Origin of the sequence: Rhodococcus sp. PBTS 1 (assembly GCF_001620025.1) — a bacterium.
Taxonomy (GTDB): domain Bacteria; phylum Actinomycetota; class Actinomycetes; order Mycobacteriales; family Mycobacteriaceae; genus Rhodococcoides; species Rhodococcoides kroppenstedtii.
Genome location: NZ_CP015219.1, coordinates 2179391 through 2196398 on the forward strand (window position 1 = coordinate 2179391; position 17008 = coordinate 2196398).

Sequence of the window (17008 nt, forward strand, 5' to 3'; positions counted from 1 at the left end):
TCTAGAGCAGGAGCCGCACCAGGTCGGCGGTCCGCGCGAGGCCGGGGTACGCCTCGGCCGTCGAGCGAGGGTGCAACGCGTGGACGGCGAGCCGGAACATGATGGCCCGCAACAACATCTGCGGCCATTCCGGGAGGTCCTCCCACCGGCCGACCAGGCCGTCGTCCGCGCCGCCCCAGGACACCGCGTCGACGACGACCACCGCCGCGGCCCATGCAGCGGGACGCCAATAGGGGGTGATGTCGGTCAGTCCGGGCGCGCGGGCGCCGTCGAAGAGCACGGTGCCGAACAGGTCCCCGTGGACCAACTGGTCCGGCTCCTGCACCGGTCGCCGCAGCGTCGCGAGCCGGCCGATCAGTTCCATGCTGCGTACCCCGTCGGGCGACGTCGGCTCCACCGCCCCGCCCGCGCGGGCCGACCGGAACGGAACCGGTTCCCACGCAGCACGATCCGCCGCGACGAACACGTCGACGTCGGACCACGGGGCCACCGGCGGCTGGGTGAGAAACCGCGGCTTCTCCAGCGCGGACGTGGCCACGTGCAGTCGGGTGGCCAAGGAGACCACCTCGTCGTGCCGAGGTTCGGGCGCGCCCTCGATGTAGGTGTCGGCGCGCCACCCGGACACGACGTACCGGCCGTCCGTGGACCGCACCGGGCGGGCGAGCCGCACCCCCTCGACCTCGAGCGTCTCGCGGACCTTCGCCGACCAGGCACCGCGCGCGTGATCGGCCACGGGCGAGAGCACGACGTCACCGAGACGCCATCCGCCGTCCCAGTCGTCGCCGAGCGGGACCGGGTCGGAGCCGCGGAGGCCGAAAGTGCCGATGACGTGCTGAGGTGGTTCCGGCATCATGCGTCCGACCGTACCGCCACCGCGGCCGACGTCCGGGACCTCGGCCCGTCGGGAGAACGGCGGGTCAGTAGGAGGGCAGGGACGGGTCGATGTCGCGGATCCAGGCGTCGAGGCCCCCGCGCAGATGGTGCGCGTCCGACACGCCTGCGGCTCGCAGGACGGCGAGCGCGTCCGCGGACCGCTCCCCCGTCTTGCAGTAGAGAACGACGGGCCTGTCGCGGGGAATGTCGCCGGTCGCGCTGCCGTCGAGCACCCCGCCGACCGGCACGAGAGTCGCACCCTCGAGGTGCGCGATGTCCCACTCGACGCGCTCGCGCACGTCCACCAGCGCGACCGGACCGTCGCCCGCGAGGAGCTCGCGGACCTCCTCCGGTTCGAGGTCCCCGTCGACCGTGAGCGGCGGCGTCGGCAGACCGCAGAGCACCTCGTAGTCCTCCGCGACCTCGGTCACCGGCGCCCGGCCGGGATCGCGACGCACCGTCACCGTGCGGAACGCCATCGCCCGCGCGTCGTAGATCAGCAGGCGACCGAGCAACGGGTCACCGACACCGGTCACGAGCTTGACGGCCTCGGTGGCCATGATCGATCCCACGACCCCGCACAGCACGCCCAGCACGCCGGCCTCGGCGCAGGACGGCACGGTGCCCGGCGGCGGCGGATCGGGGTACAGATCCCGGTAGTCGATGCCGCGGCCGTCCGGCGCGGCGTCCCAGAACACCGACACCTGCCCGTCGAAACGGTGGATCGACCCGAACACGTAGGGCACGCCCGCCACCGCGGCGGCGTCGTTCACCAGGTAGCGGGTGGCGAAGTTGTCGGTGCCGTCCACCACCAGGTCGTACTGCCGAAAGATGTTGGCGGCGTTGCGCGGAGCGAGACGCAGCTCGTGGACGCGCACCTCGATGCTCGAGTCGATGCGCCGGATCGCGTCCCGCGCACTGGCCCCCTTGCCGCGCCCGACGTCGGCCTCCCCGTGCACGATCTGACGCTGCAGATTGGAAGAATCGACCTCGTCGAACTCGACGATGCCGATGGTGCCCACCCCGGCCGAGGCGAGATACAGCAGCACCGGCGAGCCCAGGCCGCCCGCGCCGACCACCAGCACCCGTGCAGCGCGCAGCCGCCGTTGGCCGACCGTGCCGACATCGGGCAGCAGCAGATGACGGCTGTAGCGCGCGACCTGGTCGGGCGTCAGCGGCGGTCCCGGGGCGACGAGCGGCTCCATCACGTCCGCGGATAGGGCCAGGGATTGAATCGACACACTTTGCCGTCCATGGGGACGACGCCCTCCGGGTCGAGCGTCGCGATGTCGTCGTTGGCCGTGCCGAAGGTCTGCTGCATCATGATCGGCGCGAGGCCGCCGTCGGTCTCGCACGGCTGGTGCGCCTGGTACCCGATCGCATGGCCCACCTCGTGGTTGACGACGTACTGGCGGTAGGAGCCGATGTCTCCCTGGAACGCCGTCGCACCGCGCAACCATCGCGGCTCGTTGAGCACCACGCGGTCGATGCCGGGGTTGTAGCAGGACACCTCGAGCTGGATGTCGTAGCCGCAGACGTCCCGCACCGTCATCTGCGAGGTCAGGGAGACCCGGAAGTCGGGATCACCCGTGTCGACCCGCCGGAACGCGAACCGCGGGTCGTTGGTCCAGCTCTTCGGGTTGGACAGCGTGGCGTCGACGAAGCGGCCGAAGGACTCGTCACCGCCGAACCCCACGGTGTCGATGCCGTCCTCGATCTCCACGGTGTAGGTGAACACACGCTCGGTGCCCTGCCCCACCTGGTCGGTCGTTCCCGGCACGACGCGCCACGTGCTCGCCCCTTGGACGGCGAACGGTCCGCCGTCGGGCATCTCACCGGAGGGAATGCTGTCGGCGAAGTTCCCGTCGCCCGCGGGCGGTACGCCGATCACGTCGGTGCCCTCGGACGTGTTGGACAGGGCGGGGAAGCCGGGGGCGGAATCGGGCGACGCGGCCGTGCCCGGATCGCGCACCGCGTCGACGATGACGAGCACGGTGACGACGAGCAGGATCGGCAGGGCGTAGGCCCGCCAGCCGTAGGTGGCGACGAACCGACCCACCCGGCTGCGCTTCTTCGCGGTGCGTTCGGGGCGCGGCGGGCGCGGGCGACCGGCGTCGACGGCCGTCGGATCCCACTGCGCCCGGAGCGGCTGATGAGATCGCCGCGCCCGGTCCGCGCGCTGCGGATGCCCTCGATCGCTCACCGATCCAGGTTCTCACACGTGCCCGACCGCTCGGATCGGCGCGCCGGGGTATCGTCGACACGATCTGCAGAACGACATGCCGCGCCCTACCGCTGAGCCGAGAGATCCTCGTCCGTCGGCCGACGCGGCGGATGGGACGGTAGTACCAGATGACCGATGTCGCCGACCGAAGCTCGTCCGTCGGGGCGGGAGCAGGGCGCCGCAGCGCCCGCCTTCCCCGCGATGCGCGCCGCGCGCAACTGCTCACCGCGGCCGGCGAGATCTTCGTGGCCCGTGGCTACCACGCCGCCGGCATGGACGAGATCGCCGAGTGTGCCGGTGTCAGCAAACCCGTTCTGTACCAGCACTTCCCGGGCAAGCTCGACCTGTACGTGGCGGTTCTCGGCAACTACGTCGACACGCTCATCTCCGGACTGCGCCAGGCGCTGCGGTCCACCACGGACAACCGCAAGCGCGTGCGCGCCGCCGTCCTCGCGTTCTACGACTTCGTCGACAACGACACCCAGGGTTTCCGCCTCGTGTTCGAGTCGGATCTGATGGGCGATCCGCAGGTGCAGTCCCGCGTGGACCAGGCCACCGAAGCCTGCGTCGACGCCGTCTTCGATCTGGTCAGCCACGACTCCGGGCTCGACCCGCACCGCGCCCGCATCCTCGCTGTGGGCCTCGTCGGCGCCAGCCAGTTCACGGCTCGGTACTGGCTCGAGGCCGACCGGCCGATCACCAAGGAAGAGGCCGTGGACACCACGGTCACCCTGGCCTGGGGCGGCCTGTCGCACGTGCCCCTGCAGGCCGGGTCCTGACCGACCTCGAGCGTCACCGACCTCGAACGCACCGGACGACGAACGGCCCCGCACCTGCTCGGTGCGGGGCCGTTCGCTGTGCCGGAGTTGGTCCGGTCAGGACGCCGTGACGGTCGAGAATCCGACGCGCCGGCTGTCCGACGGGCCGATCTCGACGTAGGCCAGCTTGGCTGCGGGGACGAGGAACTTGCGGCCCTTCTCGTCGAGCAGGGTCAGCACGCCCTCGCCGCCGAAGGCTCCGGAGACCAGCGCCTCCACCTCGTCGGGAGTCTGGGCGCTGTTGATCACCAGTTCCCGTGGGCTGTCCGAAATTCCGATCTTGACCTCCACGGCCGACCTCCACGTCGTTGTCGTTGGTGCCTGTCTGTTCGTGATCCAGGCTAGTGCAGCGGCCGGGCGCGGCACGGCCTCCGACGCCACGCCCTGAGCGAACAGCCGGGCGAGTGCCGTCGGGGCCGCTCAGACGAGGCCGAGGGTGGCCATGCGCTCGGAATGCCGCACCTGCATGCGGTCGAACAACGCGACGATGCCGGTGAAGTCGCCCGACGCCGTCATCACCAGTTCGGTCAGTTCCTCGCGCTGGGCGAGGACGAACTGGGCCTGGGTGATCGCCTCGCCCAGCAGCCGCCGTCCCCACAGCATCAGGCGATCCTTGGCGGCGGCGTCCTCGGCGACACGGGCCACCACCTCGGAGACGACGAACTCCGAATGCCCCGTCTCGGCGAGCACCTCGCGCACCGTCGCGGCGACCTCGGCGGGCAGGCTGTGCGCGATCTCGCGGTAGAAGTCGGCGGCCAACCCGTCCGCGACGTAGGTCTTGACCAGGACTTCCATCCACGTCGACGGCAGGGTCGATGCATGGTAGGCGTCGAGGGCGGCGGCGAACGGTTCGGTGACCGACAGGACGTCACGCCCGCGGTCGCGGAGCGCGGCCTCGAGCACCTCGAAGTGGTTCATCTCGGCGGCCGCCATGCTCGCCATCGCGATTCGGTCGCGCAACGTCGGCGCCATCGCGGCGTCCTCGACCAGACGGTAGAAGGCGGAGATCTCGCCGTACGCGAGCACGCCGAACAGGCTCACGACGCCCGGGTGATCGGCGGACACGACACCCGGCGCGGACGCGCCGTCGACCTGCTGCGTCCGCCCGCTGACCCCAGTGCTCTCCATGGCCACCGACCCTACCGCCGGACACGTCGGAACGGCCGATACCGCCGCCCGAGCGACGCCGGGCTAGAATGGGCGTGACGGCGCTGCGTCCGTACGACGGCGGCCGTGTCTCGGACACGGTCGATTCACCGCTACGGCCACCGCGGCGCCGACACCCGACACTGTGCGCGCACTCGGTTCGTGCCTGCCGCCGATCGTGTCGCCGGGGTTGTCGCGACGGACCGTGTCCGTCGCCACCGCCGGCCGACGGCGCCGCGGGCTGCAAACGGACTCGGGGGCATCGACATCGGCCGTCACTCGGCCTGGCCCTCGTGGTGCGTGCGAGACCCGAGAGAGGCCGGACCCCTGAGCAAGATCACCGTCGACCACGAGAACGACGCCCCCGCGGAGACCACCGTGTCCGCCGCGTTGGACACCACCCACACTCCCCCCACCTTCGCCGAGCTCGGCGTGCACCCGCAGATCGTGCGCGGCCTCGCCGACATCGGCATCGATCGCACCTTCGCCATCCAGGAGCTCACGCTTCCGCTGGCCCTCGCCGGCGACGACCTCATCGGTCAGGCTCGCACCGGCATGGGCAAGACCTTCGGCTTCGGCGTGCCGTTGCTGCACCGCCTGGCCACCGGTCCCGCCGACGGCTCGGGCACGTCGGTGCTCGACGGCACCCCGCGAGCGCTGGTCATCGTCCCGACGCGCGAGCTCTGCGTCCAGGTCACCAGCGACCTCGAGAACGCCGCCAAGCATCTGCAGTCGGCCGACGGACCCGTCCGGGTCATGTCCATCTACGGCGGTCGTCCCTACGAGGCGCAGATCGCCACCCTGCAGGCCGGCGTCGACGTGGTCGTCGGTACCCCGGGTCGACTGCTCGACCTGGCCAAGCAGGGGCACCTGGTGCTCGGCAAGGTCGGCGTGCTGGTCCTCGACGAGGCCGACGAAATGCTCGACCTCGGCTTCCTCCCCGACATCGAACGTCTCATGGGGATGGTCCCGGACAGCCGCCAGACCATGCTGTTCTCGGCGACCATGCCGGGCCCGATCATCACCCTGGCCCGCACGTTCCTCACGCAGCCGACGCACATCCGCGCGGAGGAGGCGGAGTCCTCCGCCGTCCACGAGCGCACCGCACAGCACGTCTACCGCGCGCACGCGCTGGACAAGGCCGAGATGGTGGCCCGCGTGCTGCAGGCCGACGGACGCGGCGCGACGATGATCTTCACCCGCACCAAGCGCACCGCCCAGAAGGTGGCCGACGACCTCGCCGAGCGCGGATTCGCCGTCGGCGCCGTCCACGGCGACCTCGGGCAGATCGCGCGCGAGAAGGCGCTCGAGAAATTCCGCGCCGGCAAGATCGACGTTCTCGTCGCCACCGACGTCGCGGCCCGTGGCATCGACATCGACGACGTCACCCACGTCATCAACTACCAGTGCCCGGAGGACGAGAAGACCTACGTCCACCGCATCGGTCGCACAGGTCGCGCGGGCCGCACCGGCATCGCCGTCACCCTGGTCGACTGGGACGACATCCCCCGGTGGCAGCTGATCGACAAGGCGCTCGGGCTCGACATCCCCGAGCCCGCGGAGACGTACTCCAGCTCCGAGCACCTCTACACGGAGCTGAACATCCCGCGCGACGCCACCGGCAGCATCGCCCGGCCGTCCCGGACGTCGTCCGACGACACCTCGGCGGACTCGAAGTCCGGTGCCGACGGTGCCGCGTCGTCCGGTTCCGACCGCGCGTCGTCCGACGACGCCCCGCGTGCTCCGCGTCGCTCGCGGAACCGTCGTCGCACCCGTGGCGGCAAGGCCGAGACCGGTGCCGACCGCGGCGCGGCCGACACCACCGACACCACCGCCACCACCGCGCCCGACTCTCCCGGTGCGGACACGTCCGCCGCGGAGGGCAACGGCTCGACCCGTCCCCGTCGCCGTCGTCGTCGCGGCTCCGGCCGCGGCGGGGCGGCCGCGGGGTCTGCTTCCGCCGGGTCGACCGACGGCACCTCGGTGACCGCCGCAGCACGCGACTGACCGGCCGGCTCAACGGCCCGTGCTCGCACCCGAACGGCGCACCCGCGCCGACGTGATCGCCGCCGCCACCATCGCCGTCCTGGTGATGGTGGCGGCGGTCGTCGTCTGGTGGAACAGCGACGCCCGCGGCACCACGTCGGTGGTCGCCGAATCCCCGGTGGGGCCGCCGCCCTCGGCGCTGTCCGTTCCCGAGTCTGTCGGCGAGCTCTGGCGAACCGACGACGCCGGATCGGGCACGCCGTTCGTCGTGGGCGGCACCGTGATCGCCTCGGACCGCCACACCGTGCGCGGTCTCGACCCGGCGACCGGCGACACACGCTGGAGCTACACCCGCGATCGCGCGCTGTGCGCCGTCGTCGGCGCCTGGGACGCCGCCGTGGCCACCTACCGCGACGATCGCGGGTGCGGACAGGTCACCGAACTCGACGGCGCGTCCGGCGCGCGCGAGGACCAACGGACCAACGACGCGGACGATCCGGCGCGGCTGAGCTTCGACGGAACCTACGTCACCCAGGCGGGGTCGACGCGGCTCGAGGTGTGGCGGTCCGATCTGGTGCGCACACTCGAGTACGGACGCGTCGACGCTCCCGTGAACCCGGGCTCGCAGCCGCGCAGCGGATGCACGCTGATCTCGACCGCCTCGGCCAGCAGCCGAGTGGCCGTGCTCGAGCGGTGCCCCGGCGAGACCGGCCTGCGCCTGACCACGATGAACCCGGCCCCGAAGGACGCGACCGTCCCGGAGGTCTACGGGTCGACCGTGTTGGCCGACGTCTCCCCGGACGTCGAGACCGCCCGCGTCCTCGCGGTCGTCGGCGACCGCATCGCCCTCTACCTGCCGCCGTCGGACACCGTGGTGGGACGGGTGGCCCTCTTCGACGGCTCGGCGACGTTCCTCTCGGCCGTCCCGATGGACGAGCCGGTGACCACCACGTGGCCCACCGCACGCGCGTCGGACCTGGTCCGCACCGGATCCGTGCTGGTCTGGTGGACCGGATCCGTCGCGGTGGGCTTCGATCAGGCGACGCTCGAGCGCCGGTGGGTCCTGCCGACCGCTCTCGGGGCGGGAGCCATCATGGCCGGGCAGCTCCTCGTCCCGGTTCCCGGTGGCCTGGCCGTGACGGACACCGAGTCCGGCACCGTCTCCCGCACCCTCCCGGTCAGCCGCGGGGACGCGGCCGCACCCGTCTCCGTCACGGTGCTCGGCACCCGCGTCGTCGAGGGCAGACGAGGCGCGGACGGCGCCGGGACCACCGTCGTCCTCGGCTGAGTCGTGTCCCGGTAGGGACCCGGCCGGCGTCGGCCCCCTACTCGGCGTCGTACGTCTGCAGCGCCGCGCCGCCCGTCCAGTACGCGTCCAGGTTGCGCGCCAACTCGCGGTAGGCCTCGGCACCCTTGTTCTTGCGGCCCGAGATCACCGAGGTACCCGACGCCGACGCCTCGGCGAAGCGCACGGTCCGCGGAATGGGCGGAGCGACGACGGGAATGTCGTACTGACCGGACACGTCCGCGAGCACGTCACGACTGTGAGTGGTCCGCGCGTCGAAGAGCGTGGCGAGCGCCCCGAGCAGCTCCAGGTCCGGGTTGGTGATCTGCCGGACCTCCTCGACCGTGGTCAGCAGCTGCCCCACACCGCGATGGGCCAACGTCTCGCACTGCAGCGGGACGAGGACCGCCGTGGCGGCCGTGAGACCGTTGAGCGTCAGCACGCCCAGCGACGGCGGGCAGTCCAGCAACACCACGTCGTAGTCCGCCGCCACCGGCGCCAGCGCCCGCTTCAGCGTGTACTCCCGGCCGGGCCGCATGAGCAGAAGCGCCTCCGCACCCGCGAGGTCGATGGTCGCCGGCAGGAGATCCACGCCGTCGTCCGTCGACAGAATCGCCTCCCCGACGGGCAACGCCGCGGTGAGCACCTCGTGGACCGACGCGGTGAGCTTGTCCGGATTGTGGCCCAGCGAGAAGGTGAGCGATCCCTGCGGGTCGAGGTCGACGACCAGCACCCGTCGTCCCGACGCCGCCAGGGCCGCGCCGAGGGAAGCCACGGTGGTCGTCTTGGCGACGCCACCCTTCTGGTTGGCCACGGCCAGAATCGTCGTCACGCGCACGATCTTGTCATCACGGCCGACCCCGCGCCGCACCTCGCCCCGGTGTGGCGCGACGAGGTCAGTGCAGCAGCGTCGGTGCAGCGCCCGCCCCGGCGGTCGGCGTGACCTTGCGACGCGGCAGCAGGAACGCCGGGACGAAGGTGAACGCCACGATGATCGTCGCCACCAGGAAGGTCGACCCGAACGCGTCCGCGGCCTGGGCGAGCCCCGCCTCCACCGCACCCGGCGGCAGGGCCGCGGCGATCTCCGGGTCGCTCTGCGCGGCCATCGCCGGGCCCGCGGCGGCGCGATCGAGCAACTGGTTCGTCAGCACCACCGAGATGACCGCGGTACCCACCGAGCCGGCGGACTGCTGGATGATGTTCATCAGCGTCGATCCACGGGCCACCGACGCGTCGTCGAGCGTCTGCAGCGCGGCCGTCATGATCGGCATCATCGTCGCGCCGAGGCCCAGACCCATGACGAACAGGCCGCCCAGCAGGATCACGTAGGACGTCGACGGACCCACCTGCGTGAACACCGCCATACCCGCGGTGACCAGGGCCATGCCGGTGATCACGATGCGTCCCGGACCGATGCGGTCGGCGAGATTGCCGGCGATCGGCATGGACACCATCGCGCCGAGGCCCTGGGGTGCCAGCAGCAACCCGGCGGCCAGCGTGGTCTCGCCCCGCACCTGCAGGAAGTAGCTGGGGAAGATCAGCCCGGCACCGAAGAACGCGATCGCGAACAAGCTCATCGCCACGACGGCGACGGACAGCGAGCGGTTGCGGAACAGGCGCAGATCGATCAGCGGGTGCTCGGTCCGCAACGCGTGGACCACGAAGGCGGCGACGAGGGCCAGGCCCACCACCGCGGACACGAGCACGCGGGCGGACAGCACGGTGCCGGTCTCGGGAATCGACGAGACGCCGAAGAGAAACAGTGCGAGGCCCGGCGAGAGCAGCAGCATTCCGACCACGTCGAAGGACTGCGACGGCTGCGGAGCGTCCTTCGGCAGCACCGTCCACGCCGCGACCAGGGCGACGATGCCGATCGGCACGTTGATGAGGAAGATCCAGTGCCAGCTCGCGGCGTCGATGAGCCATCCGCCGAGAATCGGTCCGGCGATCGGGCCGAGCAGCATGGGCACACCGAGCACGGCCATGACGCGACCGATGCGATCGGGCCCCGCGGCGCGGGTCAGAATCGTCATGCCGAGGGGCATGAGCATGCCGCCGCCGAAGCCCTGCAGCACGCGGAACACGATGAGCGAGGTGATGTCCCACGCCACGCTGCAGAGCATCGAGCCCGCGACGAAGAGGACCAGAGCCGTCAGGTAGAGACGCTTGGTGCCGAAGCGGTCCGCGGCCCACCCGGTCAGCGGAATGACCGAGGCGAGGGCCAGCGTGTAGCCGGTCATCGTCCACGCCACACTCGCGTACGTCGTCCGGAACTCGGCCGCGAACGTCGGCAGTGCGACGCTGACCACGGTCACGTCGAGGATCGACATGATCGCACCGATGACGATGACGCCCGCGATCTTGAGCACGGTGGCGTCCAGCCCGCGCTCCGCGGCGGCGGTCGCCACGGCGGGCTCGTCCGCTCCGGTCGCCGGGACGGACTCGGTGGTTCGATCGGTCATGATCGGTGACTTCCTTCTCTCGCGCACTCGTTCCTCGCTTCGAGAGCGGTGGGAGGAACCCGAGAAGTAAACACGCATACGGCCGGTTTGTTCCAGCGAGTTCTCCGAGACCTGCGTCACCGATGAACCCGTGTCGTCGATGAGCCCGTGTCACCGATGAGGAAGGATCGCGTCGTGCTCGACGACCACGGCCGTGACCACCGCCCCGAATCCGATCCGCTGCGCCCGGACGCGCGCGTGGTGCTGCTCCGCCACGGGGAGACCGACTGGGCGCGCACGGGGCGGCACACCTCGGTGACGGACGTGCCGCTGACCGAGCGTGGCGAGGATCAGGCGCGGGCCGCCGGCGCGCGGATCGCGGCGCTGGGCCTGCGCGACCCGCTGGTGGTGACGAGCCCGCGGGCGCGGGCCCTCCGCACCGCGGAACTGGCGGGCCTGCCGGTCGACCGCCGGTGGGACGCCGTGCGCGAGTGGGAGTACGGCGAGTACGAAGGGCTGACCACCCCGGAGATCCGTCGGGAGGTCCCGCACTGGACGGTGTGGACTCACCCCTGCCCGGGTGGCGAGACGGCGGATGCGGCGTCGTCGCGCGCGGACCTCGTGCTGTCGGTGGTGTCGGCGACGCTGCCGGAACGAGACGTCGTCGTGGTCGGGCACGGGCACTTCTCCCGCGTCCTGATCGCCCGGTGGATCGGTGAACCCGTCACCGAGGGACGACGTTTCGCCCTCGGGCCGGCCGGGTCGACGGTCCTGGGATTCGAGCACGGGTTCCGGCAGGTGGTGTCGCACAACGTGCCGCCGGAGCACGGAGCGTAGCGGAGCTGCGACCAGAAAGGCCGGAGCACGGAGCGTAGGAGGTTCAGGCCGGTCGGTCGTCCGGTCGGTCGTCCGGATCGGCGTACTCGGTGACCATCCAGCGGGCGGCCGGCGGGCAGAACAGGCAGACCAGGACGACGACCACCACGACGCCGAGGACGGTGCCGAGGACCGGTCGATCGGAGTCGGTGAGCAGGGACCACACCACCGGGAGCAGCAGCAACTGAGCGACCAGCGCCAGTGCTCGTCCCCAGCGATGTCCGAGGACGAGGGCGATGCCACCGGTCAGGACGGCCCCGCCGAGGACGGCGAACCAGATGGCGCTGCCGAACCCGTTGACGACGGATTCGTCCGCTCCGGCGAGGCCGCGGACGACCAGCACGACGGCCACCACGACGGCGACGGCCCCCTCGACCGAGACCAGTGCGCCCGCGATCCGCACCGGGAGCGGGGTGGCGGTCGACGGGGGCGAGGCGGACACACGGTCACCCTAGAGCACCACCCGGCGCGATCGACGGGAGCCGACGACGTCCGCGTCTAGTCTGGAGCCTCGTGCGAGCCATCCTCATCGTGAACCCCCACGCCACCTCGACCACTCCGGCCGGTCGTGACCTGGTGGCACACGCGTTGGCGAGCCGGGTGAGCCTGCAGGTCGCTCAGACCACACATCGCGGGCACGCCACCGAGTTGGGTCGCGAGGCTCGTCGGGCCGGTCTGGACCTGGTGATCGTGCACGGCGGCGACGGCACGGTGAACGAGGTGGTGAACGGCCTGCTGGGCACGCCCGCGCCGACGTCGATGCAGTCGGTCACCGTGGGTCCGGTGCCGCTGCTGGCCGTGGTCCCGGGTGGGTCGGCCAACGTGTTCGCTCGGTCCCTGGGTATCGAGCGCGATCCCGTCGCGGCGACCAATCAGCTGATCGATCTGATCGGGGCCGAGCAGCGTCGACGCATCGGCCTCGGCTACTGCGTCCGGGTGGTCGACGGTCGATCGGACGATCGGCGCTGGTTTCTCTTCAACGCCGGGATGGGTCTCGACGCCGACGTCTGTGCGGCGATCGACAAGGGTCGGCGTAGCGGGGAGCCGGTGTCCCCGTCCCGGTACGTGCGCACGGCGATCGCGACGTTCTTCCGGCGCAAACGTGCGGACCCGAAGTTGTCGGTCCGGGTCGAGGACGGGCCCGAGGAAAACGGCGTGCATTACGTCTTCGTCACCAACACCGACCCGTGGACGTATTTGAACGATCGACCGGTTCGTACCAATCCGACCACGCGTTTCGAAACCGGACTCGGGGTGTTCGGGATGCGGACCACCGCGGTGTTCCCGTCTCTTCGTGTGGTGGCGCAATTGCTGTCCCCGTCGCGCGAACCGTCGTCGTCGAGACTGCTGCGTACCGACGACACGCGGTGCGTCGTGGTGCGCGCGAGCGATCCCGTCGGTCTTCAGGTCGACGGCGACTACCTGGGCGAACGGACCGAAGTGCGGTTCGTGTCCGCACCGGACGCGCTCGATGTCGTGGCGCCCCGAGCCGACCTCGGTGTGTCGAACCACGCGGAAACGGGTACGACGCCGCGATGAGCGAACGTCACCGCTCCTCGGTAGGTCCGACGACCGGATCGTCAGTGAGCTTGGCCACGGAGACCGCGTCGTCTATTGACTTATCCCTGGTTCGTGAAAGCATTCACAAGTAACAGCGCGGAAACATGCTTCGGCTCGCTCGCGAACTGTTCGACAACAAGCCCGTGAAAACCGGCTGAAAGCCCCCTGTAAGCCCTGAACGCGTCCGTCGACGCGACCACGAAACGACAAGCGCGTGCGCGCGCTCGGTGAGGAGTAAGAAGATGGATTGGCGCCACAAGGCTATCTGTCGCGACGAGGACCCGGAACTGTTCTTCCCGGTGGGAAACAGCGGCCCGGCTCTCGCCCAGATCGCCGATGCCAAGGTCGTGTGCAACCGCTGCCCCGTCACCGCCGACTGCCTGGCCTGGGCCCTCGAATCCGGCCAGGACGCCGGCGTGTGGGGCGGTATGAGCGAGGACGAGCGTCGCGCCCTGAAGCGTCGCAACGCGCGGACCCGCGCTCGCTCCGCCGTCTGACCCGAGGCAGAACGCTCGAAGAGGTCGAAAGCCCGGCACCCACGGGGGTGCCGGGCTCTGTCGTGTGCCGGGCTTTGTCCGTTCGGCGAATGCCGCACTCACCCGCGTCGCGTCAGCCCGACCGGGACCCGGACCGTCGCGTCGGTCCCCCCCTCCGGCCCACCCGCGACCGCGATGGAGCCGCCGAGTTCGACGTCGACGAGCGTGGTCACGATCTGCAGACCCAGTCGACCGGACGTGCGCGGGTCGAAGCCCGGTGGAACGCCGCGGCCGCTGTCGCGCACGGTGACGGTGAGCGTGTGCGCGGACCGCTCGGCCAGGATGTCCACCCGCCCCGACGCGCCCGACTCGAAGCCGTGCTCGAGGGAGTTCTGGATCAGTTCGGTGAGCACCATGACCAGCGGCGTCGCCCGTTCCGCGGGGAATCGACCGAGCGCGCCGTCGCGCCGCACCGCGACGTCCGCCGAGACCGAGCCCACGTCCGCCATCACCGGCAGCAAGCGGTCCACCACCTCGTCGAGGTCGACCACCTCGTCGACGGAGTTGGACAGCACGTCGTGCACCAGGGCGATCGACGTCACGCGACGCTCGGATTCCTGCAACGCCGTGCGGGCTTCGCCGTTCTCCGTCCGACGCGCCTGCAGCCGCAGCAGCGCCGCGACGGTCTGCAGGTTGTTCTTCACTCGATGGTGGATCTCGCGGATGGTCGCGTCCTTGCTGAGCAGGGCACGGTCGCGTCGCTTGACCTCGGTCACGTCACGGACCAGGACCACCGCTCCCAGCGGACGGTCCGCGCGCCGAAGGGCGAGCGTGCGCAGCAGCACGGTGGCTCCCCGTGCGTCGATCTCCATCCGGCGTCCCCCGGCGTCGCGCACGGCGGCGCCGATGTGCGCGGCGATCTCGTCACCGTCGAACGGGTCGGTGACCAACCCGCGTGTCGACGCCGCGAGGTCGTGACCCGCCAGATCGGTGGTCAGACCCATGCGGTGGTACGCGGACACGGCGTTCGGGCTCGCGTAGGTCACGATGCCCGCGGTGTCGAGACGGATGAAACCGTCGCCCACCCGGGGGCTCGAGTTGACGTCGCCCGGCTCGGCGGCGGTCGGGAACGTGCCCTCCGCGATCATGTCGCCGAACTGTGCGGCCGACTCGCGGTACGCCGCCTCGAGCAGACTCGGCGGTCGCCGGGACACCGGGGCGGACTCGCGCGTCAGAACCCCCACGACGCGTCCGCGGACCCGCACCGGCACGGCGTCGGCGACCGGGACGTACTCCCCCGCTTCCACGCCCGGTCGGGCCGCGGACCGCTCCACGGCACCCGAGTCGAAGCACTGCGCCACTTCGGGGTGCTCGTCGTCGTCCACGACGGCCCCGACCTTGTCCATCGGGATCACGGTCGGTGCGGTGGTGGGGCGACACTGAGCGACGCAGAGGATGCGAGCGGGCGCCGCCGTGGGAACCCAGAGCAGGACGTCGGCGAACGAGATGTCCGCGAGGAGTTGCCACTCGCTGACCAGCCGTTGGAGATGGTCGACGGCGTGACCGGGCAGATCGGTGTGTGCGGCGAGCAGTTCCGACAGCGTCGACACGGGCGGGTGGCGTGCGAGTCAGTCGATGACGGCGATGAGGTCGCCCTGCTGGACGACGTCGCCCACCGCGACGTCGACCGAGGCGATGGTCCCGGCGGACTCCGCCAGCACGGGAATCTCCATCTTCATCGACTCCAGGATGACGACGGGATCGCCTTCCGCGACGCGGTCACCCGGCGCGACCACGATCTGGAACACCGTCGACACCATCTCGGCCCGAACGTCCTCGGCCATCTCGCTGCCCACCCCTCGTCGTCGGAGAACCGCGCGGTCACCGTCGGCCGGTGCGCGGCCGGTCGCGGTACAGCCAACCACACGTGAGAAACTGGAGCGAACGAGAAGGAAGGAGATCGCGATGGGCAAGCGAGGACGCAAGAAGCGCAGCCGCAAGGGGAACGCCGCCAACCACGGCAAGCGACCCAACAGCTGAATCCTCACCACTCGGTGACGACGACGGGGCCGGACACGCATGGCGTGTCCGGCCCCGTTCTCGATCGTCAGCGACGCCCGGATTCGACGTCCGTGCCCCGAGTGTTCGTGTCGAGAGAGTCCGTCTCGATCACGGTCACGGTGCGACGTATCTCGATCTTCAACCGTTCCCGCAGACCGTCCGGCGCGCGGTCACCGCCGCACTTGCGGCCCACCAGCGACTTGATCTTCTCCTCGATGCCGTACTGGGCGAGGCAGGAACCGCAGGAGTCCAGGTGCTTCTGCACCCGCTGCCGACTGGCCTCGTCGCACTCGTTGTCGAGCATCACCCAGACGTCCGCGAGGACGGCGGAGCAGTCGAGCTCCTCGAACTGACTGTCGTCGTCGAAACCCCGCGCGCTCATCGCACGACCTCCTCGGGTGCGGTGGTGCGCAGGAAGCCGCGCTCCCGCGCGACCTCGGCCAGTTCGTGCCGCAACTGCTTGCGGCCGCGGTGCAGCCGGGACATGACGGTGCCGATCGGCGTACCCATGATCTCGGCGATCTCCTTGTACGGGAACCCCTCGACGTCGGCGTAGTACACGGCCATCCGGAACTCCTCCGGAAGGGCGGCGAGGGCAGCCTTGATGTCGTCGTCGGGCAGCGTGTCGAGAGCCTCGACCTCCGCCGACCGCAGACCCGTCGACGAGTGCTCGGCCGTGGCCGCCAACTGCCAGTCGGTGATCTCGTCGGTCGGGTACTGCGCCGGCTGACGCTGCTTCTTCCGATACGAGTTGATGTACGTGTTGGTCAGGATGCGGTAGAGCCACGCCTTGAGGTTCGTGCCCTCGCGGAAGCTCTTGAACGCCGTGTACGCCTTGATGTAGGTCTCCTGGACCAGATCCTCGGCGTCGGAGGGGTTGCGCGTCATGCGCAGCGCAGCGCCGTACAGCTGGTCCACGAGCGGTAGCGCGTCCCGCTCGAATCGCGCGGTCAGATCTTCGGCACTGGCCCGGGAACGAATTCCGTCCTCGGTCTCGAGCACCGCCGGATCGACTGCGCCCGTGGTGGTGCCGGGCTGGTCGTCCGTCACGGGGGTCCCTTCGGTTGCCGCGGTCGACACGGTTGCGGCGGACGTCTCGCCCACCGACACGGCAGCGGCGGGAGCCGCGCCGTCGACCTCGTACCACCACGATACCGGCGGGATGACACGCTTCGCGGTCACCGCCCGGGACCGTGCGACGCGCTCGTCGACTGATGTCGCGATCACCCGGTCGCCTCCTCTCGATGGAGTCCTTCTCGCGT

General features: G+C 70.7%; 19 protein-coding genes. 7 read left to right on the forward strand and 12 right to left on the reverse strand.

The window, feature by feature from the left end:
- Nucleotide 1: 1 nt before the first annotated feature.
- The 3 genes from A3Q40_RS09810 to A3Q40_RS09820 all read right to left on the reverse strand — a co-directional run bounded on the left by A3Q40_RS09810 (nt 2) and on the right by A3Q40_RS09820 (nt 3076).
- Nucleotides 2-850, reverse strand: coding sequence for a TIGR02569 family protein (locus A3Q40_RS09810; protein WP_371828480.1), 849 nt, complete (start codon nt 848-850; stop codon nt 2-4).
- Nucleotides 851-917: 67 nt separating this feature from the next.
- Complete coding sequence (gene moeB, locus A3Q40_RS09815) at nt 918-2078, reverse strand: molybdopterin-synthase adenylyltransferase MoeB (RefSeq protein WP_068101877.1); 1161 nt, start codon at nt 2076-2078, stop codon at nt 918-920.
- Nucleotides 2078-3076 (reverse strand): DUF3152 domain-containing protein, encoded by a 999-nt coding sequence (locus A3Q40_RS09820; RefSeq protein ID WP_068101879.1) that lies wholly within the window; start codon nt 3074-3076, stop codon nt 2078-2080. The genes moeB and A3Q40_RS09820 overlap by 1 nt, the downstream gene beginning before the upstream one ends.
- 149 nt (nt 3077-3225) lie before the next feature.
- Here A3Q40_RS09820 and A3Q40_RS09825 point away from each other — a divergent pair, with 149 nt between their 5' ends.
- A complete protein-coding gene (locus tag A3Q40_RS09825) occupies nt 3226-3876 on the forward strand; it encodes a TetR/AcrR family transcriptional regulator (protein ID WP_068101880.1) in 651 nt (216 codons plus the stop codon).
- A 96-nt stretch (nt 3877-3972) separates the two neighbouring features.
- On the opposite strand, the gene A3Q40_RS09830 is transcribed toward A3Q40_RS09825, so the two are convergent.
- Complete coding sequence (locus A3Q40_RS09830; RefSeq protein ID WP_068101882.1) at nt 3973-4206, reverse strand: DUF3107 domain-containing protein; 234 nt, start codon at nt 4204-4206, stop codon at nt 3973-3975.
- A 129-nt stretch (nt 4207-4335) separates the two neighbouring features.
- The gene (locus A3Q40_RS09835; RefSeq protein ID WP_068101884.1) at nt 4336-5043 is read right to left on the reverse strand and encodes a ferritin-like fold-containing protein; all 708 of its coding nucleotides are present in this window, start codon (nt 5041-5043) and stop codon (nt 4336-4338) included.
- 318 nt (nt 5044-5361) lie between these two features.
- Between A3Q40_RS09835 and A3Q40_RS09840 the strand changes: the two genes are divergently transcribed.
- Together A3Q40_RS09840 and A3Q40_RS09845 are read left to right on the forward strand one after the other, a co-directional pair.
- Nucleotides 5362-7068: a DEAD/DEAH box helicase gene (locus A3Q40_RS09840; RefSeq protein ID WP_068101885.1), complete on the forward strand. Its 1707-nt coding sequence runs from the start codon at nt 5362-5364 to the stop codon at nt 7066-7068.
- 19 nt (nt 7069-7087) lie between these two features.
- The gene (locus tag A3Q40_RS09845) at nt 7088-8335 is read left to right on the forward strand and encodes an Rv3212 family protein (RefSeq protein ID WP_068101887.1); all 1248 of its coding nucleotides are present in this window, start codon (nt 7088-7090) and stop codon (nt 8333-8335) included.
- Nucleotides 8336-8372: 37 nt separating this feature from the next.
- On the opposite strand, the gene A3Q40_RS09850 is transcribed toward A3Q40_RS09845, so the two are convergent.
- A complete protein-coding gene (locus A3Q40_RS09850; RefSeq protein WP_068105809.1) occupies nt 8373-9164 on the reverse strand; it encodes a ParA family protein in 792 nt (263 codons plus the stop codon).
- A gap of 64 nt (nt 9165-9228) precedes the next feature.
- Entirely contained in the window at nt 9229-10794 is a 1566-nt protein-coding gene (locus A3Q40_RS09855; protein WP_082833854.1) for a DHA2 family efflux MFS transporter permease subunit, read from the reverse strand.
- 156 nt (nt 10795-10950) lie between these two features.
- Here A3Q40_RS09855 and A3Q40_RS09860 point away from each other — a divergent pair, with 156 nt between their 5' ends.
- On the forward strand, nt 10951-11610 hold the full coding sequence (locus A3Q40_RS09860) for an acid phosphatase (protein WP_068101889.1): 660 nt from the start codon (nt 10951-10953) through the stop codon (nt 11608-11610).
- Between the two features lie 43 nt (nt 11611-11653).
- Here A3Q40_RS09860 and A3Q40_RS09865 read toward each other — a convergent pair whose 3' ends face one another.
- Entirely contained in the window at nt 11654-12091 is a 438-nt protein-coding gene (locus A3Q40_RS09865; protein ID WP_068101891.1) for a hypothetical protein, read from the reverse strand.
- Between the two features lie 71 nt (nt 12092-12162).
- Between A3Q40_RS09865 and A3Q40_RS09870 the strand changes: the two genes are divergently transcribed.
- Nucleotides 12163-13188 (forward strand): diacylglycerol/lipid kinase family protein, encoded by a 1026-nt coding sequence (locus A3Q40_RS09870; RefSeq protein WP_068101893.1) that lies wholly within the window; start codon nt 12163-12165, stop codon nt 13186-13188.
- 263 nt (nt 13189-13451) lie between these two features.
- The gene (locus tag A3Q40_RS09875) at nt 13452-13706 is read left to right on the forward strand and encodes a WhiB family transcriptional regulator (protein ID WP_068101895.1); all 255 of its coding nucleotides are present in this window, start codon (nt 13452-13454) and stop codon (nt 13704-13706) included.
- Nucleotides 13707-13804: 98 nt separating this feature from the next.
- Here A3Q40_RS09875 and A3Q40_RS09880 read toward each other — a convergent pair whose 3' ends face one another.
- Nucleotides 13805-15295, reverse strand: coding sequence for a sensor histidine kinase (locus A3Q40_RS09880; protein WP_068101897.1), 1491 nt, complete (start codon nt 15293-15295; stop codon nt 13805-13807).
- An 18-nt stretch (nt 15296-15313) separates the two neighbouring features.
- Nucleotides 15314-15529: a biotin/lipoyl-binding carrier protein gene (locus A3Q40_RS09885; RefSeq protein WP_068105815.1), complete on the reverse strand. Its 216-nt coding sequence runs from the start codon at nt 15527-15529 to the stop codon at nt 15314-15316.
- Nucleotides 15530-15650: 121 nt separating this feature from the next.
- Here A3Q40_RS09885 and A3Q40_RS21105 point away from each other — a divergent pair, with 121 nt between their 5' ends.
- Nucleotides 15651-15725: a 50S ribosomal protein bL37 gene (locus tag A3Q40_RS21105; protein ID WP_110293457.1), complete on the forward strand. Its 75-nt coding sequence runs from the start codon at nt 15651-15653 to the stop codon at nt 15723-15725.
- Between the two features lie 67 nt (nt 15726-15792).
- On the opposite strand, the gene rsrA is transcribed toward A3Q40_RS21105, so the two are convergent.
- Both rsrA and A3Q40_RS09895 read right to left on the reverse strand, forming a co-directional pair.
- Nucleotides 15793-16128: a mycothiol system anti-sigma-R factor gene (gene rsrA / locus A3Q40_RS09890; protein WP_068101899.1), complete on the reverse strand. Its 336-nt coding sequence runs from the start codon at nt 16126-16128 to the stop codon at nt 15793-15795.
- On the reverse strand, nt 16125-16748 hold the full coding sequence (locus A3Q40_RS09895; RefSeq protein WP_201133059.1) for a sigma-70 family RNA polymerase sigma factor: 624 nt from the start codon (nt 16746-16748) through the stop codon (nt 16125-16127). The genes rsrA and A3Q40_RS09895 overlap by 4 nt, the downstream gene beginning before the upstream one ends.
- Between the last annotated feature and the right edge of the window lie 260 nt (nt 16749-17008).